The organism is Allobosea sp. BH3, from assembly GCF_025499465.1.
Taxonomy (GTDB): domain Bacteria; phylum Pseudomonadota; class Alphaproteobacteria; order Rhizobiales; family Beijerinckiaceae; genus Allobosea.
On the sequence record NZ_JAIMCA010000003.1, the window covers coordinates 170,246 to 191,817 of the forward strand.

Consider the following 21,572-nt stretch of genomic DNA (forward strand, 5'->3'; position numbering starts at 1 on the left):
CATCATGTCCATATCATTCGTAATGTGAATGGTGAGGCAGGATGGACCTGAAGCAGCTCGAGGCCTTCGCCGCAGTCATGTCCGCCGGTAGCATCACCGGCGCTGCTCGCTTGCTCGGCCGCTCGCAGCCGGCGCTCACCCGCCTGATCCAGGATCTCGAAACGTCGCTCGGCTTCGGCCTGCTCCATCGCGCTGGCCCGCGCGTCACTCCGACCGAGCAAGGATTGCGCTTCCATCAGGAGGTCGAGCCGGTCATGGCCTGGCTCCGGCAGCTCCGCGAGCGGGCCGATGCGATCGCGCTCGACCGGCCTCGCTCGCTTTCGGTCGCCTCGATCGCCTCTTTCTCCGTTGGCATGCTGCCTACGGCGCTGCGCCAACTGGGAGGCGATGCCCTTCCTGAGCAGATCCACATCCGGACGGCGTTGGCGGAGCAGGTCGTCCAGGCGGTTGCGACACAGGTTTCGGAAATCGGGATCACCAGCCTTCCGGTCGATCATCCTGCGCTGGAAATTCATTGGATCGGGGAGGCGCCTTGCGTCGCCGCGGTGGCGGCCGACGATCCGCTGGCAAAGGCAGAGCGCATTCCACTCTCGGCCCTGTCCGGCCGGCGCCTGATCACCATGGCGAATCCCTTCCGCTGGCGCCGGCGCGTCGATCTCGCCTTGCGTCAGCGGGGCGTTTCCCCGGCTTCCGTCCTCGACACCAACACCTCGAACACGGCGATCATGTCGGCCCGCGCCGGCCTCGGTATCGCCATCGTCGAGCCGATCATCGCCTGCGGCATGCCGGTCGACGGTGTCGTGATCCGGCCGATCGACGTACCGATCTCCTTCTTCTGGGCTGTTGTCACGCCCTATGGGCGCCCCTCGACGGCGCTGATCTCGGGCTTGATCGACAGGCTCGAGGCGATTTCCCGCGAAACCATCCCAGGTTTCGTCAAGCACCCGGCAGCGGCGCGCGATCGGCTGATGGCAGATGCCTTCGGCCATGCCGCCGCGCCTTCCCACGAGACATTGACGCCATGAATGCCCTTCAGCAGCAACCGTCCGGGTTGCGCCAGCTCGAACTCCGGCTGCAGCAGGATCTGTCCTGGCTGGAATGGCCGGCCAAGAGCTGGGTGCCGCCGCGCGAGGTCGCCGGGCAGCCCGTGACCGATGTCGTCGTGGTGGGGGCGGGCATGTGCGGCCTGGCGGCCGCTGCCGCGATCAAGGGGCTGGGCATCTCCAGCCTGCTCGTGCTCGACAAGGCTCCGGCCGGTCGCGAGGGCCCTTGGGTAACCTACGCGCGCATGGAAACCCTGCGCTCGCCCAAGCAATTGACTGGGCCGGCGCTGGGGCTGCCGGCTCTGACGTTCAGGGCCTGGTATGAGGCGCAGTTCGGGAGCGAGGCCTGGGAGGCGCTCGGCAAGATCCCGCGCCAGCAATGGATGGAGTATCTGGTCTGGTATCGCAAGGTGTTGGACCTGCCGGTTCGCAACGAGGTCGAACTCGTCGCGGTCACGCCGGGTCCCGATGATCTCCTGACCCTGCGCCTGAGAGAGGCCGGGGGCGAGCGCGAGATTCTTGCCCGCCATCTCGTGCTGGCGACGGGCCGCGACGGTCTCGGCGGATCGTGGGTCCCGCCGATCGTGTCCGGCATCGGCCGCAGTCTTTGGGCTCACAGCGCCGACGAGATCGACTTCGCCGCACTGGCGGGCAAGCGCGTCGGCGTCGTTGGGGCAGGCGCCTCGGCCATGGACAATGCGGCCGAGGCCCTGGAGCGCGGCGCAGCCAGCCTGGACCTGTTCGTGCGCCGCAAGGACCTGCCGCGGATCAACAAGTTCACCGGCATCGGCAGCCAGGGCGTCGTCCATGGCTTCGCCGGCCTGCCCGACGACTGGAAATGGCGCTTCCTCGACTATGCGATGAAGGCGCAGACACCGCCCCCGCGCGACTCGACCTTGCGCGTCTCGCGCCACCCTCAGGCCCGCTTCCATCTCGGCAGCCCGATCGAGAGCCTCGTCGAACGCGACGGCCATCTCGTGCTGACGACTGCCAAGGGCGCTTATCCGCTGGATTTCCTGATCATGGCGACCGGCTTCTCGGTCGATCTCGGCGTGCGCGGGGAACTGGCCGCCGTGGCCCCCTTCATCCGTTTCTGGAAGGACCGCTACGCGCCGCCGGCCGGCATCGACAATGCCGAGCTGGCGAATGCGCCCGATCTTGGCCCCGGCTTCGAATTCCAGGAACGCGAGCCCGGCACCTGCCCGGCGCTCTCACTCATCCACTGCTTCAACTACCCGGCCATGCTCTCGCACGGCAAGCTGTCGGGCGACATCCCGGCGGTCAGCGAGGGCGCGCAGCGCCTGGCGCGCGGCATCGCGCGCGCGCTCTTCGTCGCCGATCGGAAGGCGCATTACGAGGCGCTTGTCGGTTTCGATGCGCCGGAGCTGCTCGGCGACGAATGGACCGACGCGGACGCGCCTGCGGCCGAACCTCGCGACCGGGTGATCGCCTGAGACCGAGGACACATAACAACAGCTTTGCCGAGACTGCCATCACGACCGACCCATCGCACCACTTGCGCATCGAAGGAGCCGATCATGAAGACGCTGACGCTAGTAGCCGCTCTCACCGCGATCCTCGCCGGCCCCGCGCCGGCTCTTGCGCAGGCCTATCCCGAGAAACCGATCGAGATGATCGTCGCCTTCGCGCCCGGCGGCGGCACGGACGTCGCGGCCCGTTCGATCGCCCGCTACATGGAGAAGTATCTCGGCGGCAACGCCCGCATCGGCGTCATCAACAAGCCCGGCGCGGGCGGCGAGATCGGCTGGACGGCTGTCGCCCAGGCCAAACCGGACGGCTACACGATCGGCTTCATCAACGCGCCGGCCATCAATGCTCTGGTGATCGAGGGCAAAGCCAAGTTCAAGATGAGCGACTTCCAGCCGGTCGCGAACCTCGTTTACGATCCCGGCGTGCTGGTCGTTCCGAAGAGCAGCCCCTACACCTCGCTGAAGGATGTCGTCGAAGCCGCTAAGAAAGGGGCAGGAGCTGTCGTCATCGGCACGTCGGGCGTCAGCGGCTCTTCCGAGCACATCGCTCTGCTGAACTTCCAGCGCCTCGCCGATGCCAAGTTCACGCCGGCCTTCTTCGGCGGTACGGCCCCGGTCCGGCAGGCGGTTCTGGGTGGGCACATTCCCGCCGCGACGATGAATCTGAGCGAGGCTCTGCAGATCGCACGCGAGGGCCAGATCAGGGTGATCGGCGTGATGAGCGCCGAGCGTTCGCCCTATCTGCCCGATGCGCCGACCTTCCGCGAGGGCGGCTATGACGTCGTGGCCGGCGCCACGCGTGGCATCGCCGCTCCGAAGGGCATCCCGGCCGACATCATCGCGAAGCTTGAAAAGGCCATCGACCAGGCGCTCAAGGATCCGGAATATCTCGACGCGGCCAAGCGCGCGGAAATCCCGCTGCAGTATCTCGCCTCGGCGGAATACAAGGCCTTCCTCGACGGCGCCACGAGCGACCTCGAAGCGACCTGGAAGGCGACGCCGTGGAAGTGAGCGGCGCGTCGGCCCCAACTTCCCGCAGCCTCGCCGAGATCGTCTTCGCGATCCTCCTGATCGCCGGGGCGGCAGCCGTCATCTTCACAGCTTCCGGCTACCCCGGCGAGAGCGCGACCTATCCCGTCGTCATCGGAGCGGCATTGGCCGGTCTCGGCTGCTGGGTGCTCGTGCGCGAGGTGCTGCGCCGCCTGCAGGGACACGCCACGCCCGGCTCGTTCGCGGAGCATGCTCCGCGGCTGGCGATCGGTCTGGTCGCGCTCGTTCTCTATGTGCTGGCTGTCAGCCTGGTCGGCTTCATCCTGCCGAGCGTCGCGCTCGGCGTGCTGCTGCCGGCCAGCGTCGGCTTCCGGCGCTGGGGCCTATCCTTCGTCGTCGCCGTGATCTCTGTCGTCTCGATCCTGCTGATCTTCGTGCTCGCTCTGGAACGACCGATCCCGCCCGATATCCTCTCGCCGCTCGGGAGGCTCTTCCGATGATCGACGCGCTGATTCACGCCCTGCCGCTCGTCTTCGCGCCGATGAACTTTCTGGCGATGGTCATCGGCGTCGTCGCAGGCCTTGTCGTCGGCTGCCTGCCGGGGCTCACCGTCGTCACCGGGCTCGCTGTTCTCATCCCGCTGACCTTCGGGCTCGATCCTCTGTTCGCGCTGGGCATGATGGCCGGCATGTACAATGGCGGTTCCTATGGCGGCGCGATCCCGGCGATCCTGATGCGTGTGCCGGGCACGCCGGCCTCCGTCGCCACGGTGCTCGACGGCTACAAGATGACGCAAAATGGCCAGGCGGCCTATGCGCTCCAGGTGGCGCTGCTCTCGGGCGTGATCGGCAGCGTCCTGTCTTCGCTGGCGCTGATCGTGCTCTCGCCGCCGCTGGTCTCGTTCAGCCTGCTGTTCGGGCCGATCGAGTATTTCTGGCTCGGCATCCTGGGACTCGCGACCGTCTCCTCGCTGCTGGGCGACGACCTGCCTAAGGGCCTGATCGCTTGCGGCATCGGGCTCCTGATCGGCGCCGTCGGGCAGGACATCTCCAATGGCACGGAGCGCTTCACCTTCGGCCAATTGGAACTGCTCGACGGCTTCAGCGCCATCGTCTTGCTTACCGGCCTGTTTGCGGTGCCGCCCGTGCTGCAGATGGTCGAGGAGGCCGTGAAGACCGGCATGAGCGGCGACAAGCTCAAGCTGCATGCGCAGGGCTCGGCGCTCAGGCAATGGCGCTATTTCACGCCGGTCTGGCTGCGCTCTTCGGTGATCGGCATCATCATCGGCATCCTGCCGGGCGCCGGCGGCAGCATGTCGTCCTTCCTGGCCTATAACGAGGCGAAGCGGGTGGCGCGAAAGCCGGAGACGTTCGGCCACGGCAATCCCGAGGGCGTCGCTGCTTCTGAATGCGGCAATGGCGCTGACAACGCCGCATCGCTGATCCCCGCGCTGGCACTGGGCATTCCGGGTTCGGGTGTGGCTGCCGTGATCCTCGGCGGCCTGCTCGTCCATGGCCTGCGGCCGGGTCCGCAGCTCTTCCGCGAGCATCCCGACATCGTCTACGGCTTCATGCTGCAGTTCCTGGTGACGTCGCTGATGCTCGCCGTTCTCGGCGGCCTGGCGGCAACGCGCATCTTCGGCCAGGTGCTGAGGCTGCCGCGCATCGTGCTCGCTCCGGTGATCCTGCTCTTCGTGACCATCGGCGTCTATTCGGTCAACAACGCGGTGTTCGACCTCTGGGTGCTGCTGGGTGTCGGCGTCGTTGGCTATGTTCTGGAGCGGCTCGATTATCCGAGCGCGCCGATCGTGCTTGGCCTGCTGCTCGGGCCGATGATCGAGAGCCAGCTGCGCCTGGCCCTGACGATCTCCGGCGGGCGAACCGCTGCGCTCGTCTCGACGCCGATCGCGATCACCCTGGCGCTGCTCAGCGCGGCGATCCTGCTGACGCCGGCCTGGCGCAAATTGCGGAGTGCTGCCTGATCCTCGACATGGCGTTCGGCAACTCTCCGCAGCCGAGCCATACGCCTCAAAGCCAGCGAATGAACTGCCGGGAAGCAGACGCGTTCTGAGTCAGCTGAGGGCCATTGGCGGCCGTCGACAAATCGCTATTTCGTCTAGCCCGTCGCCTAAAGGTGCGCCCGGCTGAGCCGGGCGCCTTCCGAACTGCGGAAATTTCCTTGATTGCAAGATTTTATGTCGATAAGTCTCGACATATGGAAAACGAACAGGTCATTCTCGCCCTGGCGGCGCTTGCGCAAGGCACGCGCCTGGATGTGTTCCGGCTATTGGTGGCGGCGGAACCCGAGGGTCTCCCGGCGGGAGAGGTCGCACGCCGACTCGCGGTTCCCCACAACACGATGTCCTCCCACCTCGGCATCCTGAGCCGGGCCGGGCTGATCCGGTCCGAGCGGTTCAGTCGGTCCATCGTGTACCGGGCGGATCTGGATGCCCTGCGCGGGACGGTGGCGTTCCTGCTCAAGGATTGCTGTGGCGGGCGCCCGGAAATCTGCGCGCCGCTGATGGCCGAACTCAGCCCCTGTTGCTCACCGAAGGTCGACACCGATGCCTGACCGCATCCACAACGTTCTGTTCCTCTGCACGCATAATTCCGCCCGCTCGATCATGGCCGAGGCATTGCTCAATCACCTGGGAGAAGGGCGTTTCCGGGCGTTCTCCGCTGGCAGCGAGGGCGGTCCTGGGCCGAAGCCGATCGCACTCAAGGTACTCGAGGCAGAAGGCATCCCGACCGAGGGCCTGTCTTCGAAGACCTGGGACATCTTCGCGAAGCCGGGCGCACCCGTCATGGATCTCGTGATCACGGTCTGCGATCAGGCCGCCGGCGAAGCGTGTCCGCTCTGGCCGGGGCAGCCGATCACGGCGCACTGGGGCATCGAGGACCCGTCCAACGTTCAGGGCAGCGAGATCGAACGCGAGCGCGCCTTCGTGACGGCGCTTCGTTACCTGCGCAACCGCATCAACGTGCTTCTCTCGCTTCCCATGACGAGCCTCGACGAGATGATACTGACGCAGAAGCTTCGGCAGATCGGTGGCCTCGAAGGAGCGAGCGGCCGTCGCCCGGAGGTCGCGTGATGGACGTCATCGTCTACCATAATCCCGACTGTGGGACTTCCCGGAACACCCTTGGCTTGATCCGCAATGCTGGCGTCGAGCCGCACGTTATCGAGTATCTGAAAACGCCACCCACGCGCGCCTTGCTGAAGCAGCTCCTTGAACGCGCCGGGCTGAGCGTCCGGGAAATCCTCCGCGAGAAGGGCACGCCCTTCGCCGAGCTCGGCCTCGGCGATCCGAGCCTGACCGACGAGGCTCTCTTCGATGCCATCGAGGCGCACCCGATCCTCATCAACCGGCCGCTCGTCGTCTCTCCAAAGGGCGTGAAGCTCTGCCGCCCATCCGAAGCCGTTCTGCCGCTCCTGCCGCCGCAACGCGGCGAGTTTCGCAAGGAGGACGGCGAACTTGTCGTTGATGCGGCCGGTCGGCCTGCAGCTCTCGCCTGAGGTCAGCATGTCCACCTTCGAACGCTATCTCACCTTGTGGGTCGGCCTGTGTATCGTGGTCGGCATTACACTGGGCCATCTCATGCCGGGCGTCTTCCAGGCCGTCGGCGCGGCCGAGATCGCCAAGGTCAATCTGCCGGTCGCCGTGCTGATCTGGCTGATGGTCATCCCTATGCTGCTGAAGATCGACTTCGCCGCGCTCGGCCAGGTCGGCAGGTACTGGCGCGGAATCGGCGTCACCCTCTTCATCAACTGGGCGGTGAAGCCGTTCTCGATGGCGGCGCTCGGCTGGATCTTCATCGCCTGGCTGTTCCGGCCGTGGCTGCCCGCCGACCAGATCGACAGCTACATCGCCGGCCTGATCATCCTGGCGGCGGCGCCCTGCACAGCCATGGTCTTCGTCTGGTCGAACCTGACCAAGGGCGAGCCGCATTTCACGCTCAGCCAGGTCGCGCTCAACGACGCGATCATGGTTGCCGCCTTCGCCCCGATCGTCGGGCTGCTGCTTGGCCTGTCGGCAATCACGGTGCCCTGGGGCACGCTGGTTCTCTCGGTCGTGCTCTACATCGTCATCCCGGTGATCGTCGCGCAGGTCATGCGCAGCCGCGTTCTGGCTCGCGGTGGCCAAGCTGCGCTCGACCGCCTGCTCGCGAGGCTCGGACCTGCCTCGCTCGTCGCGCTGCTGGCGACACTCGTCCTGCTCTTCGGCTTCCAAGGGGAGCAGATTCTCGCGCAGCCGATGATTATCGCGCTGCTGGCGGTCCCGATCCTGATCCAGGTCTACCTCAATGCCGGGCTGGCCTACGTCCTGAACCGGCTCGCGGGCGAGCAGCACTGCGTTGCCGGGCCGTCCGCCCTGATCGGCGCCTCGAACTTCTTCGAGCTCGCCGTGGCGGCAGCGATCAGCCTGTTCGGCTTCCACTCCGGGGCGGCGCTCGCGACCGTTGTCGGCGTGCTGATCGAGGTTCCGGTGATGCTCACCGTCGTCTGGATCGTGAACCGCTCGAAGGGCTGGTACGAACGCGGTGACGGCGTCCGGAAGGTTCAAGCCGCAGAATAATTCGATGATCGTGGAAGTAGCTCTTGCCCGTCGACCGACGGCGTGGCATCTCTATTTCCATGAATATCGAAACAGCAGCAGCGCAGCTTGAGGCGCTCGGCAACCAGACGCGTCTCGAGGTCTATCGGGTTCTCGTCCGTGCCGGACATAGCGGACTCCCGGTCGCGCAGGTGCAGGAGCGTCTCGGCATTCCCGCCTCGACGCTCTCGCACCACCTCCAGCGCCTGATCCGCAACGGCCTCGTGTCGCAGGAGCGGCAAGCGACGACCCTGATCTGCCGCGCGGTCTATCCGGCGATGCATGCGTTGCTTGGCTTCCTTTCCGAGGAATGCTGCATCGAAGAAGGTTGCTCGGCGGGGGCCGAAAAGGCCGCCTGAGCGCGCATTGATTTGTCAAGTAATTCCATCATTCCGGTATTAGCAGAGGATACCATGCAGGAACTTCCCGTCGTCGTGATCGGTGCCGGTCCCGTCGGCCTTGCCGCCGCGGCCAATCTCATCGCGCGCCGAATGGCCGTGAAGGTCTGCGAAGCAGGGGAATCGGTCGGCGCCAACATCCGAGACTGGGGCCATGTTCGCCTGTTCTCGCCGTGGGAATTCAACGTGGACCCGGCGAGCCGAAAGCTGCTCGAGGCCGCGGGTTGGGCGGAGCCGGACAAGCGGGGCTATCCGACAGGACACGAGCTGGTCGATCGCTACTTGGCTCCCTTGGCCGGGACGGCCGAGCTCGCCCCGGTCATCGAGTACGGCGCCCGCGTCATTGCGATCGGGCGCCGCGGCATCGACAAGGTGGTGAGCCGGGATCGGGAACTTCACCCGTTCCAGCTCGTCATTCGCGACCGGGACGGCGGCACGCGCCGCGTTCTTGCCCGCGCGGTCATCGACGCTTCCGGAACCTGGACCACTCCGAACCCGGCTGGGGCGGGTGGCATGCCCGTCGATGGGGAGCAAGCGCTTGCGGAGCGGATCGCCTACGGCATCCCGGACGTACTCAACCGCGACCGCGACACCTATGCGGGGCGAACGACCCTGGTGCTCGGGGCCGGACACTCCGCTGCGAACGTGTTGCTCGACCTTGTCGAACTCGCCGAGCAGGATGCGGCAACGAAGGCGGTCTGGGTGACGCGCGGCCGCGATCTGTCCCGGGTCTATGGCGGCGGCGCGAACGATCAACTCGCCGGGCGCGGCGACCTCGGGACTCGACTGCGGCAGGTTGTCGATAGCGGCCGGATCGAACTCGTTCGCGGCTTTGCCCTCGCGGGCATCCGGAAGGAAGACGGACGCCTGCTCGTCAATGGCGAGACATCGGAGGGCGGACGCACCGTCGGTCCGGTCGACCGGATCGTCGCCTGCACGGGGCAGCGCCCGGATCTCAGCCTGACCCGAGAGCTACGGGTCGAGCTCGACCCCTGGCTCGAAAGCACCCGCATGCTCGGGCCGATGATCGATCCGAACCTGCATTCCTGTGGCTCGGTGCCGCCACACGGACATCGCGAACTCTCGCATCACGAGCCGGGCTTCTACGCGGTCGGGATCAAGAGCTACGGGCGTGCGCCGACCTTCCTGATGCTCACGGGCTTCGAACAGGTCAGGTCGGTCGTCGCCGCCATCGCCGGCGACATGGTGGCCGCGGACGATGTCAAACTGGTTCTCCCGGAGACCGGTGTCTGCACAACAGCCCCGGCGGGGGCGGCGGCATGCTGCGGCGGCCCTGCGCCCGACCCTGTTGCTGCCTGTTGCGCCGATGACGCCCGTGCGAAGGCTGACGCTCAGGACGGCTGCGGTTGCCCCGCCAAGCTCCCGGAACCCGTGACAGCTTCCTCTTGCTGCGGCAAGGTCGCGTGACCGATCGAACCGGCTGACGGTCATCTCGGCCCTGGGCGGTTTAGTCCCCGCCTGGGCTTCCTCCTGCTATCTCCCGGCGATTCTCGCGGCATCCATCGCAGCCGACACGGCTGGCCGTTGTCCTGGATCGTCGGGGCACTCTCGATCGGTCTGCTGACTGCCGGAGCCGTTGCGCCTAATGTCGGCCGCCTCATCGGGGAGACGGGAGGGCGACCAAGCGACCCGGCCTAGCGAAGGGTTAGGGTAGGGGCCATTGTCGGACGTGCAATGCCGGCTCGTTGCTTCAGACGCGGCGGTCCATGATGCTCTCCCGGCGATCAAACTGGCAGGCCAGCGGCCTTCGATGGATCAAGGCCGCCGCAGGAAACCGGCGGCGGCCCTTGGCCTGCGATCGGATCAGCCGCCGCCGCGAAGCTGCGCCTCGATCTTGGTCAGGTTAAACGATCCCGGCGACTGGCTTGGCGGGTAGTCCTTCATCGTCTGGAGGAACTGCGCGGCGAGCCCCTGGATCGGCACGATGACGAACGCGCGTTCGAGGAACCAGTCGTTGTAGACGTTGGCATTGTGCTGCGCCTTCTCGAACGGGTCCCGGCGCAGATGGAAGAGAAGAGGCACACGCAGCTCGGTGAAGGGTTCCCGCCAGACGCCGAAGGCCTGGCCCCGGTTCTCCAGGAAGACGACCTTCCAGTCCTCGTAGCGTGCCGCGACGACCTGACCGTCGTCATTGACGTACCAGAATTCCTTGCGGGGCGATTCCTTCACCTTCCCGGAGAGATAGTCGAGCTGGTTGTAGCCATCGATGTAGTTCTTGTAGGGGCGGCCATTCAGCGTCACACCCTTGAGCAATTGCTCCTTGATGTCGGCCGCACCCGCCGCAGCCGCGAAAGTCGGCAGCCAGTCCTCATGGGCGACGATGCCGTTCAGCGTCGTCCCGGCGGGGAACTTCCCCGGCCAGCGAACGAACGCAGGGACGCGATAGGCACCTTCCCAGTTCGAGTTCTTCTCGCTGCGGAATGGCGTGGTGCCGGCGTCCGGCCAAGTGTTGTAGTGCGGGCCGTTGTCAGTTGAATAGAAGACGATGGTGTTGTCGGCGATGCCGAGATCGTCGAGCTTCTTCAGGAGCAGTCCGACCATGCCGTCGTGTTCGACCATGCCGTCGCTGTACTCGTCCTGCCCGGACTTGCCCCGATTAGCGTCCTTCACATGGGTGCGGAAATGCATCCGCGTCGCGTTCCACCAGCAGAAGAAGGGCTTGTTGGCCTTGACCTGCCGGTCGATGAAATCGATCGCCGCGGTGTTGGTTTCCTCGTCGATCGTCTCCATCCGCTTCTTGGTGAGCGGGCCGGTGTCCTCGATCTTGCCGTCGGCCGAGGCCTTGATCACGCCGCGCGGACCGAACTTCTTCCGGAACTCGGGGCTCTTGGGATAGTCGAAGTTCTCCGGCTCTTCCTCCGCATTGAGATGGTAGAGATTGCCGAGGAACTCGTCGAAACCATTCTGCGTCGGCAGGTGCTCGTCGCGGTCGCCCTGGTGGTTCTTGCCGAACTGGCCGGTGGAATAGCCTTGCGACTTCAGAACGGTCGCCATGGTGACGTCGGTCTTCTGCCAGCCCTCCTTGGCTCCCGGCAGGCCGACCTTGGTCATGCCGGTGCGCACAGGCACGTTGCCGCCGATGAAGGCGGCGCGCCCGGCCGTGCAGCTCTGCTGGCCGTAATAGTCGGTGAAGCCGACACCCTCGCGGGCGATGCGGTCGATGTTCGGGGTCTGGTAGCCCATCATGCCGCGGTTGTTGTGGCTGATGTTCCAGGTGCCGATGTCATCGCCCCAGATGACCAGAATGTTCGGCTGCCTTGCGCCAGCCGCAGGTGGACGAGCCGGCGGCTGCTGCTGCGCGACGGCACCCGTGCCGGCGGCGGCAGCGGCGAACAGCGCCGTGCCGGATAACAGGATGTTGCGGCGGTTCAGGCGGCTTGGTTCTGGCAGTTCGTTGTCGCTCTTGCCGTCATTTTCCGGATTACTTTTCATCATGGTCCTCCTTCGCTGCGGGGATGAGTTGGGTCAGGCCGAGGGTCTGAAGACGCATCGGAAGCCGACATGACTGGCGGAGGTATCCACCGGCTCCGGATGGCGCGCCGCGGGGCGGTAGCGCTTGCAGTAGCTGGGTGCGCAGAGATGCGAGCCACCCTTGAGCACCTTGCGGGGGATCCGGTTCTCGGGCTGACGCGGATCGTAGCTCTGGTCGGCGCGGGCGCCGCGCGGATTCCTGGGAATGCAGCAGGCCTTGGCGGCATCGGCTTGATGCTGCGGGACGTACCAGTCGGCTGTCCATTCCCAGACATTGCCGATCATGTCGTGCAGACCGTAGCCGTTCGGCGGAAAGGCCGTGACGGGCGAGGTGCGTTCGAAGCCGTCCTCGCGCTTGTTCTGGAAAGGGAAAGCGCCTTGCCAGGTATTGGCCATATGCTGCCCGCCAGGCACGAGCTCGTCGCCCCAGGCGAATTCGGCGTCTTCAAGCCCGCCTCGCGCCGCATATTCCCATTCGGCTTCCGTCGGCAGCGCTTTGCCGGCCCAGGCGGCATAGGCCTCGGCATCGGCGTAGGCGACATGCACGACCGGATGGTCGCCAGATTCCCTGATCGATGACCCCTGCCCATAGGGGCGACGCCAGTTCGCGCCGAACAGATAGGTCCACCATTGGCTCCAGTCGCGGAGATCGACGGGATGGTCCGGTGGATTGAAAACGAGGGAGCCTGCCCTGAGCATGTGCGGCAAGGCGTTGGGATAAGCCTTCAGTTCGGGCGTCCGCTCAGCGATGGTCACGTAGCCGGTCGCCCGCACGAATTCGCGGAACTGGCGGTTGGTGACCGGGGTGGGATCGATCCAGAAGCCGCCCACCGCAACATGATGCGAAGGCGCCTCTTCGGGATAATGGCGATCCGAGCCCATGCGGAACGTGCCGCCCCCAAGCCAGACCATGCCTGTATGAGACGCCTCGGCGGGGGCGGGATCATGCTGGGTCAAGGTCGTTTCGCGGAGCATCGACAACCCCAATTTCATGAATGCGATCGTGCGGTCGGTTGCACGGGACGCCGCCAAGCGGCCATCAGCCGCGGCGATCATTGTGGGCAGATGCCCCAGAAGCCCTGAGTGCGCTGGGGATCGGTCACACTCGTCAGGGAGTGTTCGAACCCGCCACGTTCTGGGAGATCGGACGCCGCTATATGGATGCGCTCAGCCATCGCCATCGCACCATCGGCGGCGCGAAGCTCAAGCACGAACGAGAAGCCACAGCAGAGGGCAGACGCGAGCCTTGTCATCAGCCGTTCCCGAAGGTCAACATGCTGATCATTGCATGGCACCTGCCGGATGGCTTTTGGGGCAGTCCCTGAAACTGACGGGGGTAGACCCTGATTTGCAGCGCCCCGATCAGTGCCGATGCACAAGCAATCGCGGGGCAGTCAGGCATTGCGGCTGGCGCCGTCAGGAAACCCAGTTGCTCGTTCGTCCCCCAGCAAAATTCAGGGGCGATCACCGGGCAAAAGAGGAACCCGCTCTACTCGACATCGGTGCTACTCAGGGTTTACCCTACCGTCGGAGCTGGCTGCTCTTGGGGCGAGCATGACGGATGCGGCAAACCAGTATGCCGTCAGATCTCCAGGGGGTGAACCCCGGGTAAAGACCACGATTCTCCTGACATTCCTCGGCATGGGCGCGGTTGCCTGTCTGGTCGCCGGCTCGTTGATGTTCGCGCGCGCGCACAACGAAAGTGCTGCCATCACGCAACAGGCCGTCACCCGAGCCGGGGCAATCTCGTTCGCCTTCGATCAGGAGGTGGCAGCGATCAACTATCTGCTGAAGGGGCTGTCGAAATCGCCCGCACTGCTTTCGGGTGATCTCCCGGCTCTGCATGATCAGTTCAAGGCGACCCCGATTCCGGAAGATTCGTGGCTGATCTTCAACGACCTCGAAAAGCAGCTCGTCAACTCGCTGCGTCCGTTCGGGGCTCCGCTGCCGAGGCATGCGTCATTCGCCAACTATCAGGAGCAGATCGATCGCATTCGCGATCGCGGCTGGGCGGTCTCCGGCCGCATGTTCGCGCAGGTCAAAGGCACTGTCGTCGTTGCGCTGAGCTTGCGGCTCAATGGTGCCGATGGCCAGATGACGCATTGGCTCACGACTATTCTGGGCGATGCGCGCCTGCGCAGTCTTCTCGGTGAACAGCATGTGCCGCCCGCGTGGACGAAGGGCGTCTACGACCGCAAGCTGGAGCCGATCGTCGTCGCGCGCGGCGCGCAGGTCGGATCGGCCATCCCGCCGCCAGCCGGTCTGGCAGCGAAAATCCCCGATCCCTCGTCCCACGACACTGTCGAAGGTCTTTTCGAGGACATTGACGAAAACGGCATTGCTGTCCTCGTCGCCTATCGCCATTCCGGAGCGACCAACTGGACGACCGTCGTGGCGGTCCCGCTCAGCGCTGTTCGAGCACCTCTCCATGCCAGCCTGTTGCAGATCAGCGGCTTGGGGATCGTCCTACTCCTGGCCAGTGGCGCGGCCGCTATCCTTGCCGCCCGGTTCATGGAACGGCCGCTGAAGGAACTCTCCGATCAACTCGTTTCATCGACGCGCCAGGTTGACGAGCTGTCGGGCCAATTGCTCGTTTTGCAGGAGGAAGAACGCCAGCAGATTGCGCGTGAGCTTCACGACTCCACGGCTCAGCATCTGGTTGCCGCCAATCTCGGACTCGCCATGCTGATGGGTGAAGTAATCCCGACGGAAGCCGCGCGGAAGAACGCCGAGGAGATCGAGAGCCTGCTCGGCAAGGCGCTTCGGGAGCTGCGGATCTTTACCTATCTGCTCCACCCGCCGGATCTTGCACGCGACGGGCTCCAGACCACCTTGCGTGAGTTCATCGAGGGCTTCGCGGAGAGAACCAAGCTCATCCCCAGGATCAGAATACCGGAGGAGGTCGATGCATTGCCGGTCGACATCCAGTGGTCGATCTTGCGTGTCGTGCAGGAGGCGCTGGCCAATGTCCACCGTCATGCGAGTGCCAAGCATGTCGCCGTTGATGCGCGGATGAGCCTGGGCCGCCTGGTCGTCCGCATCCGCGATGACGGGCACGGCATGGCGCGGCGAGGATCCGATGACAGGCAAGTCCGTTTCGGCGTCGGCATTCCCGGGATGCGGGCGCGCCTCAAGCAATTCGGGGGGGATCTGCGAATCAAGACGGGGCTTCGGGGAACATCGGTCATAGCGATCGTGCCGCTGTCGCTTATCGGGCGCGCCTCGACTCGCGCCGAGCATCTCCTGGAGGTCTTGCTGGCTCGCGCGCCCCGCGTGCCGAAACAAGCTGCAAGTTGAAATTCAGGGTCTTCCACCCCCTGTTTCAGGGTTTGCAGGGGGGTGGGGCGAGAAGCCTCCGGTGTAGGCTGCCCGAGGGGAACATCGGCCGAGTCTGTTCGATCTCGCCACGGCAGAGGGGGCTTCGCGATGACGAGTATCCTGATCGCCGACGATCATGATGTCGTTCGATCCGGAGTGCGAAGCATTCTGGCCGCGCAGGATGGCTGGGAGGTCGTCGGCGAGGCCGCGGATGGGAAGGCTGCGGTTACCATGGCGCAGGCGCTTCGACCGGATGTCGCAGTCCTCGACTATGGACTTCCGCTGATCAACGGGGTCGAGGCTACCAGACAGATCCGGGCACGGGTTCCCGGCGTCGAGATCCTGATCTTCACCATGCACGATACCGACACGCTCGTGCGCGATGTGCTGGAGGCCGGGGCGCGGGGGTTCCTGCTCAAATCCGACGCCCGCCAGCTATTGATCTCGGCAGTTCAGAGCCTCGCCGATCACAAGCCGTTCTTCACCGGCCGGGTTTCGCAGACCCTGCTCGACGACTATCTGTCAAAGGGGCGCAGCGACCATGACGTTCTGTCCGCGCGCGAGAGATCTGTTGTCCAGCTCATCGCCGAGGGCAGGACGAACAAGCAGATCGCAGATGTGCTGAGCGTCAGCACCAAGACGGTCGAGACCCACCGCGCCACGGCAATGAGAAAGCTCAATCTCGAGACGACCGCAGCGCTGATCCGCTACGCGATCCGAAACCGGTTGGTCGAAGCGTGAGAGCCGAATTTGCCGCGTCGGCGTTTCCGGACGCTTCGACCAGAGGACTTCCTTATCGGGTTGCCCCATGTGCCATTCTCATCGTGGCAGCCGTGACCTTCTGGATTCCCGAGAGCGAAGTCGCCGGACCGAAGGTCCGCTCAGAAATAAGATAGTTCAGGCGATAGGTATCGAGGTTCGCGCGAGGATGGCATGATTCGCAACGCGCTCGCGCGACGCGCGTTCAGATTCCCGCCTCGCCGATCTGTTACTCTCGTCAGCCCACCCATGGACCGTTTTGGATCGGCGTCGGTGTCCGCTCCGCTGGATTGAGCGGCGGCAAGACGACGGTTCTCCCCAAGGAAGCGGTCGGCGGAGCCCACCCAGCGACGGCACGTGCGAGATCATGCCCGCTATCCGCGTCCCAATCGCCGTTCGAGCTGAAGTTCGCGCGCTCGAGCCGGGCCAGGAGGGGACGGACCGCCGGGCCGCGGTCGAGAAGGATGCGATCCTCGGGCGCCAGTCGAAGGCGCCACTGCGCCAGGGTGCGATATGTGGCCACGGCATCCCCCATCCGGGCAACGCGTGTCAGTTCGCGCCTACTGAACGCCGGGGACGACCAATACCTCTCCCGGGCGATCCGCCAATGTCGATGCGCCAGCCATGCGGCCAGCGCGAAGAGGACGCCGCCGGTGAGGATCAGCGCGCCCATCGCCCATGGCATCGACCCATGCGAGGTGCCGCGGCCGGACGCGGGCGGGGCGACCGAGACCGTGATGCCGGAAAGGGTCTCCTCCCGAACCGCCTTGCCGGGAAGGGACAGCCAGGGTTGATGCAATGCGGGCAGATCGAACGAACCCGGCTTCTCGAAGACGTACGTGGCCTTGTCGGTTCGGTGGCCGTCGATCCCGATTCGTGTCGATCGGTCGTCGACCACCGGCTGGTCGACATAGACCCTGACGCCGTCCGGTGCGGTGAATCGGAACTCGGCCATGCCCAGCGCGGGAACACCTTCGGCCCGTCGCTCGATCATGCGGACGATGGCGTCACCCGCCTTGAACTGCTTGGTCCCCGGGGCAGGCGACCAGCTCTGCATGACACTGACGCGGTCGGCGACGAGGACTGGCTCGGATGGATCGATATCGGGCGGTACGTTGACTTCCAGTTTCGTCTGCTCGCCCTTGGCAGAGCCGACCGGATCGCCGTTGCGGGCGAGGAGCGTGACTGCCGCAGCCGGAATCACGATGATTCCTCCCCTCCGCGGGAAGGCGACGAATTCGAAGGTCTGGCCGACATAGGCCTGGCCATCGATGGTGTCGCGGATGGTGACGCCCTGGCTTTCGAAGCGCATGATCTGCGCGCCCGCCGCCTCGGGAATCCTGACCTGCGGTGGATGGAGCATCTCTCCCGGGAAGAGGACCGCGACGTTCACGGTGACGGGCTGGCCGATCACGATTCCTTCGCTCGGCTTCAGGGTCGTACGCACGACGGGCGCCGCTCCGGGAGACTGGGAGAGCGCCGGAACGGGAGCCACCAGCAGGATGATGGCGAGCAGGAACCTCATGGCGGCGCCCCGACGCTGCCAGCACTGAGCTGATAGGCGAACTTGGCGCGCAGGAAGTCGGCAGGCCGGGTCTGGACACGCTTCAGCCAGAGCGCGCGCACCGCCTCGTCCGACATCGGCGTCGCCTGCTCGATCGTGGTGTCCTCGCCGCCCTTCTTGTCCTTGTCGTAGACGATCTCGTCCGGTTTGGAGTCGGTCTGATCGGTCTCGCCGCCCTTGGTCTTGCGGCGCTCGGCGCGGATGCGGGCGATCTCACGGTTGCGGATCGCATCCGGCCAGTCCGGGCGCAGCGTGAGCGCCCGATCGTAGCGCTTCAGCGCATCGTCGTACTGGCCGAGCATCACGAACGCATTGGCCTGATCGAAGGCGCTCTCGGCCGTGTCGCGTGCCGCGAAGGCCTGGGCAGCCTCCTTGAATTCGCCCGCTCGGAAGAGCGCGATGCCGCGCCAGAGCGGATCGCGAAAGGCCTGCGCGGCGTCGGCCGGATCGTTGCGCGCCAGCAGGACACGGCCGCGCTGGTCCGGCCTCAGCCAGAGATCGTTCCAGCCGGTCTTCAGTCCGGCTCCGATGAGGGTCGCGGCGCCGACGAGGCCGATCAGGGCGTAGAGCCTGCGCGCCCTCATGACAGCACCCAACCGCGGCGGAACCAGAGCAGAGCCAGCAGGGCGAGCAGTGGCGTCAGCCAGTATCCGGCCTCGCGCCAATGACTGCCTTCGCCCACCACGCCGGCGGCGGCGTCGCGCCCGTCGAGACGACGTGCGACCGCCGCGACATCGACCTGATCCGGTGTTGTTGCGATGACACTCGCGCCGGGCATCTGTTCGAGGCCATTCATCGCGGTGCCCGGTGGCAGCAGGCCGAGGACGGTGACCGGGCGGGAGAGCTTCGGCCAGTCGGCCGCCTGCGGGCCGATCGTGTCGGCGAGCAGCAGGATCGAGCCACCGTTCACCCCGCCAGCCAAGGTGCGCTCGGCGAGCGCCAGGGCGCCGACCAGATCGTCGCCCTCCTTCGGCATCACCTGCGGCGCGAGCGCCTTCGCGAGCTCGGTCACGACGGCCGCGTCTGCCGTCGGTGGCAGGACGATGTGGGACGAGCCTGAATAGGCGATCAGCGCGGTCGAGGCGCCTTCACGGGCTGCGAGGATGTCGGCGAGCTTCTGGCGTGCCCGGTCGAGCCGGGTCGGGGCGAGGTCCTCGGTCAGCATCGACGGCGTCACCTTCAGAACGATGGCGACGGGCGGCTTGGCGTCGGCGAAGGGCGAAGGCTCGCGCTGCCACGCGGGGCCTGCGACGGCAATGGTCGCGACGATCCAGCCGATCAGGAGCCAGTCGCCCGGACGCAGGCGGGAGCGCCGTTCCTCGCCGACGAGGAGATGAGGCAGGAGGACCGAGTCGATGACCGTCCGCCACTGGCGCGCGCCGTCGGCGGCCTGCCGGTCGACCAACCACAGGACCAGGGCCGGGAGCATGGCGAACAGCCAGAGCGGGCGCTCGAAATGGAAGGCAGCCAGATCGGCCATCATGGCGTCACCTCGGCTCTTGCCGAGGCCTTCGGGGAGCGCAAACGCCGCCAGCCCAGGATCAAGGTCTGCGAAAGCAGGGTCAGGCCGAGCAAGCCCGCCAAAGGCATCCAGTAGATGTCCCGGCGGGGCCGGAAGCTGACGGTGTCGACGCGGCGGGTCTCGATCTCGTCCAGGCGACGGTAGATGTCGGCGAGCTGTGCGCGATCGAGCGCGCGATAGAAGCCGCCTCCGGTCCGGTCGGCGACCTCCTTCAGGGCGGCCTCATCGAGCTTGTCCTCGCCGGCGGCGGTCGGATCGCCGACGGCAACGGTATGGATGACGATGCCCTTGTCCTTGGCGACCCCAGCGGCCTCGGCGGGTGGCACCTTGCTGATCGTGTCGTTGCCGTCGGTGAGCGCGATGACAGTCTTCGCCTTGACCGTGCTCTTCGCGAACAGGCCGATGCCCAGTCCGATCGCGTCGCCGAAGGCCGTGCGCGGCCCGGCCATGCCGACGGCCGTGTCGCGCAACATGGCGCGGCTGAGTTCGAGATCGGTCGTGAACGGGACGAGGGCGAAGGGTGCATCGCCGAAGACGACCACGCCAACCCGATCACCCTTGCGGCGGGACAGGAAGTCGTCGAGCACCTGCTTCACGGCGGTGAGCCTGTCGACCGTCCTGCCGGAAGCGTCGAGAAAGTCCTTCGTGTCCATCGACCCGGAGAGGTCGACGAGCAACAGCATGTCGCGGGTCGGCATGTCGCGGTGGAGCGGCGGCTCGATCCATTGCGGGCGGGCGAGTGCGGCGAGCGTCAGCAGCCAGGCCAGCACGAGGACGATCAGTCGTGCCGGGTGCCGCCGCACGACGACGCCTCCAGAATGCGGCACTTCGCCGCTCAGCCGGGCCAGCCTGTCGAAGAATGGGACCCTCAGCCCGGTTCGGCGCTCTGCATGGGCCGGCAGGCCGAACCACACCAGGAGCGGCAACGGTGCGACCAGGGCGACCCAGGGATGAGCGAAGGAGAGCATCTCACGTCTCCCGGGAGACGCGGCCGCGTTGGTCGCGAAGCCAACCATCGGCCTGGGCGGTAGCCCCGTCGTGGCTTCGGCCTTCGTTCAATCCCGCGACGAGCTCGTTGAGCGGGCGGGATGCCGTCCCGGCAAGGAACCCGCTCCACGACGGCCCGGTGAGCGAGGCAACCGTCTCGCGGCCATGGGCGACGATGGCGGCCCGCTTCAGGATTTCGGAAATCGCCTCGATCGGCGGTTCTGGACTGAGACGTCCGAGCTCGGCGCGCGCCTCGCGCAGATAGGCATCGGCCCGATAGCGCGAGAAGGCTTTCCATCCGGCGACGAGCAGCATCGCCAGGGCGGTCCCTCCGACGATCCACACTCCCGGTGCCGGCGGCCAGAACGAGACTACGGGCGGGAGGGCGAGATCGGCCATGTTGGCGAGATCGCCGGGATCGCTGCTCATGCGTGCCTCCCGCTGGCGAGCCGTTGCGTCTGTCGGCGGCCGATCAGCTCGCGATACTGGTCGGCGACGTCGCGGTCGGTCGATATCGGCAGGACGGGGATCGCTCGCTTGCGGGACAGCCCCGCTAGTCGTTCGCGCCAGCGTTGCCGATCCTCTGCAAAGCGCTGACGCAGGCTCACCCCGGACGCATCGACCTCGATCTCGGCCGTTCCGGAGCTGAACGTCGCCCGGCCGATATCGGGCAGCTCCTGTTCGAGCGGATCATGGATGAAGATCGCGAGGACATCATTATGGGCCGTCAGCTTGGTGATGAGATGCTGGGTCTCGTCATCCTCGCCGGCGGCATCGGAAATAAGGCAGACCAGACCGTCATGCGCGACCATCCGGCAGGCGGTGGCCAACGCCTCGTTGAGCCGCTCGTCTCCGTAGACGGTCGTCGGTCTGGCCAGCGCCGCATTCGCCTTCGTGATCTCGCTAAGAATTCGGACCACGCCCCGGTCCCGCGCCTGCGGCTTGATCGACACGATCCCGTCATCGGTGAACACGACGGCGCCGACGCGGTCTCCCAGCGAGGAAACACGCCAGGCCGCGAGCGCTGCGGCTTCGGCCGCCGCCACCGACTTCATTGCCCGGCGGCTACCGAAGAACATCGTGCTGCGCTGGTCGACAAGGAGGATGACCGGACGGTCGCGCTCCTCCGAGTATACGCGTACATGGGGGCTGCCGAGCCGGGCCGTTGCCAGCCAATCGATGGTGCGGGTGTCGTCGCCCTCGAAATAATGCCGCAGCTCCTCGAAGTTCAGGCCGCGGCCGCGCAGTCGCGAGGTGTGGCGGCCCGCCAGCAGGCTGTGCACGGGCTGCCGCGGCAGGAAACTGAAACCGCTGGCACGGTGCTTGAGGCGCAGGAGTTCATCGAGTGTGACGAAGGCCCGCGCGGAGGGCGCTGACGGCGGTGTCGCACCCGGCTTTTCCCGCATCAACGCCAT

22 protein-coding genes are annotated in these 21,572 nt (G+C 66.0%); 14 read left to right on the forward strand and 8 right to left on the reverse strand.

Features of this window, described 5'->3' with window-relative positions; translation table 11 throughout:
- Positions 1 to 41: 41 nt before the first annotated feature.
- From BoBH3_RS09755 to BoBH3_RS09805, 11 genes are all read left to right on the forward strand, one after another.
- A complete protein-coding gene (locus tag BoBH3_RS09755) occupies positions 42 to 1,025 on the forward strand; it encodes a LysR family transcriptional regulator (RefSeq protein WP_262330612.1) in 984 nt (327 codons plus the stop codon).
- The gene (locus BoBH3_RS09760) at positions 1,022 to 2,497 is read left to right on the forward strand and encodes an NAD(P)-binding domain-containing protein (RefSeq protein WP_262330613.1); all 1,476 of its coding nucleotides are present in this window, start codon (positions 1,022 to 1,024) and stop codon (positions 2,495 to 2,497) included. Before BoBH3_RS09755 ends, BoBH3_RS09760 begins: the two co-directional genes overlap by 4 nt.
- A gap of 84 nt (positions 2,498 to 2,581) precedes the next feature.
- Positions 2,582 to 3,544, forward strand: coding sequence for a Bug family tripartite tricarboxylate transporter substrate binding protein (locus tag BoBH3_RS09765; protein ID WP_262330614.1), 963 nt, complete (start codon positions 2,582 to 2,584; stop codon positions 3,542 to 3,544).
- The gene (locus tag BoBH3_RS09770) at positions 3,541 to 4,023 is read left to right on the forward strand and encodes a tripartite tricarboxylate transporter TctB family protein (protein ID WP_262330615.1); all 483 of its coding nucleotides are present in this window, start codon (positions 3,541 to 3,543) and stop codon (positions 4,021 to 4,023) included. The genes BoBH3_RS09765 and BoBH3_RS09770 overlap by 4 nt, the downstream gene beginning before the upstream one ends.
- Positions 4,020 to 5,504: a tripartite tricarboxylate transporter permease gene (locus BoBH3_RS09775; protein WP_262330616.1), complete on the forward strand. Its 1,485-nt coding sequence runs from the start codon at positions 4,020 to 4,022 to the stop codon at positions 5,502 to 5,504. Before BoBH3_RS09770 ends, BoBH3_RS09775 begins: the two co-directional genes overlap by 4 nt.
- Before the next feature lie 233 nt (positions 5,505 to 5,737).
- Positions 5,738 to 6,094 (forward strand): ArsR/SmtB family transcription factor, encoded by a 357-nt coding sequence (locus BoBH3_RS09780; protein ID WP_262330617.1) that lies wholly within the window; start codon positions 5,738 to 5,740, stop codon positions 6,092 to 6,094.
- Complete coding sequence (locus BoBH3_RS09785; RefSeq protein ID WP_262330618.1) at positions 6,087 to 6,614, forward strand: arsenate reductase ArsC; 528 nt, start codon at positions 6,087 to 6,089, stop codon at positions 6,612 to 6,614. Before BoBH3_RS09780 ends, BoBH3_RS09785 begins: the two co-directional genes overlap by 8 nt.
- A complete protein-coding gene (gene arsC / locus BoBH3_RS09790; RefSeq protein ID WP_262330619.1) occupies positions 6,614 to 7,039 on the forward strand; it encodes an arsenate reductase (glutaredoxin) in 426 nt (141 codons plus the stop codon). Before BoBH3_RS09785 ends, arsC begins: the two co-directional genes overlap by 1 nt.
- A 7-nt stretch (positions 7,040 to 7,046) precedes the next feature.
- Positions 7,047 to 8,099, forward strand: a complete 1,053-nt coding sequence (arsB, locus tag BoBH3_RS09795) for an ACR3 family arsenite efflux transporter (RefSeq protein ID WP_262330620.1) — start codon at positions 7,047 to 7,049, stop codon at positions 8,097 to 8,099.
- Between the two features lie 59 nt (positions 8,100 to 8,158).
- Positions 8,159 to 8,476 carry an ArsR/SmtB family transcription factor gene (locus BoBH3_RS09800; RefSeq protein ID WP_262331162.1) on the forward strand — a complete coding sequence of 106 codons (318 nt, stop codon included), beginning with the start codon at positions 8,159 to 8,161 and terminating at the stop codon, positions 8,474 to 8,476.
- Between the two features lie 54 nt (positions 8,477 to 8,530).
- The gene (locus tag BoBH3_RS09805; RefSeq protein WP_262330621.1) at positions 8,531 to 9,943 is read left to right on the forward strand and encodes an NAD(P)-binding domain-containing protein; all 1,413 of its coding nucleotides are present in this window, start codon (positions 8,531 to 8,533) and stop codon (positions 9,941 to 9,943) included.
- A gap of 396 nt (positions 9,944 to 10,339) precedes the next feature.
- Here the strand turns inward: BoBH3_RS09805 and BoBH3_RS09815 are convergent, their stop codons facing one another.
- Both BoBH3_RS09815 and BoBH3_RS09820 read right to left on the reverse strand, forming a co-directional pair.
- The gene (locus BoBH3_RS09815; RefSeq protein ID WP_262330622.1) at positions 10,340 to 11,968 is read right to left on the reverse strand and encodes an arylsulfatase; all 1,629 of its coding nucleotides are present in this window, start codon (positions 11,966 to 11,968) and stop codon (positions 10,340 to 10,342) included.
- A 33-nt stretch (positions 11,969 to 12,001) separates the two neighbouring features.
- The gene (locus tag BoBH3_RS09820) at positions 12,002 to 12,919 is read right to left on the reverse strand and encodes a formylglycine-generating enzyme family protein (protein ID WP_262331163.1); all 918 of its coding nucleotides are present in this window, start codon (positions 12,917 to 12,919) and stop codon (positions 12,002 to 12,004) included.
- Positions 12,920 to 13,164: 245 nt separating this feature from the next.
- Between BoBH3_RS09820 and BoBH3_RS09825 the strand changes: the two genes are divergently transcribed.
- The 3 genes from BoBH3_RS09825 (at position 13,165) to BoBH3_RS09835 (ending at position 16,066) form a co-directional block, all read left to right on the forward strand.
- Entirely contained in the window at positions 13,165 to 13,332 is a 168-nt protein-coding gene (locus BoBH3_RS09825; RefSeq protein WP_262330623.1) for a hypothetical protein, read from the forward strand.
- 229 nt (positions 13,333 to 13,561) lie between these two features.
- Positions 13,562 to 15,304 (forward strand): histidine kinase, encoded by a 1,743-nt coding sequence (locus tag BoBH3_RS09830; protein ID WP_262330624.1) that lies wholly within the window; start codon positions 13,562 to 13,564, stop codon positions 15,302 to 15,304.
- A 129-nt stretch (positions 15,305 to 15,433) separates the two neighbouring features.
- Positions 15,434 to 16,066, forward strand: coding sequence for a response regulator (locus BoBH3_RS09835; RefSeq protein WP_262330625.1), 633 nt, complete (start codon positions 15,434 to 15,436; stop codon positions 16,064 to 16,066).
- 256 nt (positions 16,067 to 16,322) lie between these two features.
- On the opposite strand, the gene BoBH3_RS09840 is transcribed toward BoBH3_RS09835, so the two are convergent.
- The 6 genes from BoBH3_RS09840 to BoBH3_RS09865 are packed head-to-tail and all read right to left on the reverse strand — an operon-like array spanning position 16,323 to position 21,572.
- The gene (locus BoBH3_RS09840) at positions 16,323 to 17,609 is read right to left on the reverse strand and encodes a hypothetical protein (RefSeq protein WP_262330626.1); all 1,287 of its coding nucleotides are present in this window, start codon (positions 17,607 to 17,609) and stop codon (positions 16,323 to 16,325) included.
- A complete protein-coding gene (locus tag BoBH3_RS09845) occupies positions 17,606 to 18,232 on the reverse strand; it encodes a tetratricopeptide repeat protein (RefSeq protein WP_262330627.1) in 627 nt (208 codons plus the stop codon). Before BoBH3_RS09845 ends, BoBH3_RS09840 begins: the two co-directional genes overlap by 4 nt.
- Entirely contained in the window at positions 18,229 to 19,131 is a 903-nt protein-coding gene (locus BoBH3_RS09850) for a vWA domain-containing protein (protein ID WP_262330628.1), read from the reverse strand. The genes BoBH3_RS09845 and BoBH3_RS09850 overlap by 4 nt, the downstream gene beginning before the upstream one ends.
- On the reverse strand, positions 19,128 to 20,138 hold the full coding sequence (locus BoBH3_RS09855; protein ID WP_262330629.1) for a VWA domain-containing protein: 1,011 nt from the start codon (positions 20,136 to 20,138) through the stop codon (positions 19,128 to 19,130). The genes BoBH3_RS09850 and BoBH3_RS09855 overlap by 4 nt, the downstream gene beginning before the upstream one ends.
- Position 20,139: 1 nt before the next feature.
- Positions 20,140 to 20,586 (reverse strand): DUF4381 domain-containing protein, encoded by a 447-nt coding sequence (locus BoBH3_RS09860; RefSeq protein WP_262330630.1) that lies wholly within the window; start codon positions 20,584 to 20,586, stop codon positions 20,140 to 20,142.
- Positions 20,583 to 21,572, reverse strand: a complete 990-nt coding sequence (locus tag BoBH3_RS09865) for a DUF58 domain-containing protein (protein WP_262330631.1) — start codon at positions 21,570 to 21,572, stop codon at positions 20,583 to 20,585. The genes BoBH3_RS09860 and BoBH3_RS09865 overlap by 4 nt, the downstream gene beginning before the upstream one ends.

Coding starts and splice junctions, on each gene's coding strand:
- BoBH3_RS09845 (WP_262330627.1), bottom strand. CDS start 18,232: ATGAGGGCGCGCAGGCTCTACGCCCTGATCGGCCTCGTCGGCGCCGCG.
- BoBH3_RS09840 (WP_262330626.1), bottom strand. CDS start 17,609: ATGAGGTTCCTGCTCGCCATCATCCTGCTGGTGGCTCCCGTTCCGGCG.
- BoBH3_RS09825 (WP_262330623.1), top strand. CDS start 13,165: ATGGATGCGCTCAGCCATCGCCATCGCACCATCGGCGGCGCGAAGCTC.
- BoBH3_RS09775 (WP_262330616.1), top strand. CDS start 4,020: ATGATCGACGCGCTGATTCACGCCCTGCCGCTCGTCTTCGCGCCGATG.
- arsC (WP_262330619.1), top strand. CDS start 6,614: ATGGACGTCATCGTCTACCATAATCCCGACTGTGGGACTTCCCGGAAC.
- BoBH3_RS09815 (WP_262330622.1), bottom strand. CDS start 11,968: ATGAAAAGTAATCCGGAAAATGACGGCAAGAGCGACAACGAACTGCCA.
- BoBH3_RS09835 (WP_262330625.1), top strand. CDS start 15,434: ATGACGAGTATCCTGATCGCCGACGATCATGATGTCGTTCGATCCGGA.
- BoBH3_RS09855 (WP_262330629.1), bottom strand. CDS start 20,138: ATGCTCTCCTTCGCTCATCCCTGGGTCGCCCTGGTCGCACCGTTGCCG.
- BoBH3_RS09755 (WP_262330612.1), top strand. CDS start 42: ATGGACCTGAAGCAGCTCGAGGCCTTCGCCGCAGTCATGTCCGCCGGT.
- BoBH3_RS09805 (WP_262330621.1), top strand. CDS start 8,531: ATGCAGGAACTTCCCGTCGTCGTGATCGGTGCCGGTCCCGTCGGCCTT.
- BoBH3_RS09830 (WP_262330624.1), top strand. CDS start 13,562: ATGACGGATGCGGCAAACCAGTATGCCGTCAGATCTCCAGGGGGTGAA.
- BoBH3_RS09785 (WP_262330618.1), top strand. CDS start 6,087: ATGCCTGACCGCATCCACAACGTTCTGTTCCTCTGCACGCATAATTCC.
- BoBH3_RS09860 (WP_262330630.1), bottom strand. CDS start 20,586: ATGAGCAGCGATCCCGGCGATCTCGCCAACATGGCCGATCTCGCCCTC.
- arsB (WP_262330620.1), top strand. CDS start 7,047: ATGTCCACCTTCGAACGCTATCTCACCTTGTGGGTCGGCCTGTGTATC.
- BoBH3_RS09800 (WP_262331162.1), top strand. CDS start 8,159: ATGAATATCGAAACAGCAGCAGCGCAGCTTGAGGCGCTCGGCAACCAG.
- BoBH3_RS09850 (WP_262330628.1), bottom strand. CDS start 19,131: ATGATGGCCGATCTGGCTGCCTTCCATTTCGAGCGCCCGCTCTGGCTG.
- BoBH3_RS09865 (WP_262330631.1), bottom strand. CDS start 21,572: ATGGCGTTGATGCGGGAAAAGCCGGGTGCGACACCGCCGTCAGCGCCC.
- BoBH3_RS09780 (WP_262330617.1), top strand. CDS start 5,738: ATGGAAAACGAACAGGTCATTCTCGCCCTGGCGGCGCTTGCGCAAGGC.
- BoBH3_RS09820 (WP_262331163.1), bottom strand. CDS start 12,919: ATGGTCTGGCTTGGGGGCGGCACGTTCCGCATGGGCTCGGATCGCCAT.
- BoBH3_RS09760 (WP_262330613.1), top strand. CDS start 1,022: ATGAATGCCCTTCAGCAGCAACCGTCCGGGTTGCGCCAGCTCGAACTC.
- BoBH3_RS09765 (WP_262330614.1), top strand. CDS start 2,582: ATGAAGACGCTGACGCTAGTAGCCGCTCTCACCGCGATCCTCGCCGGC.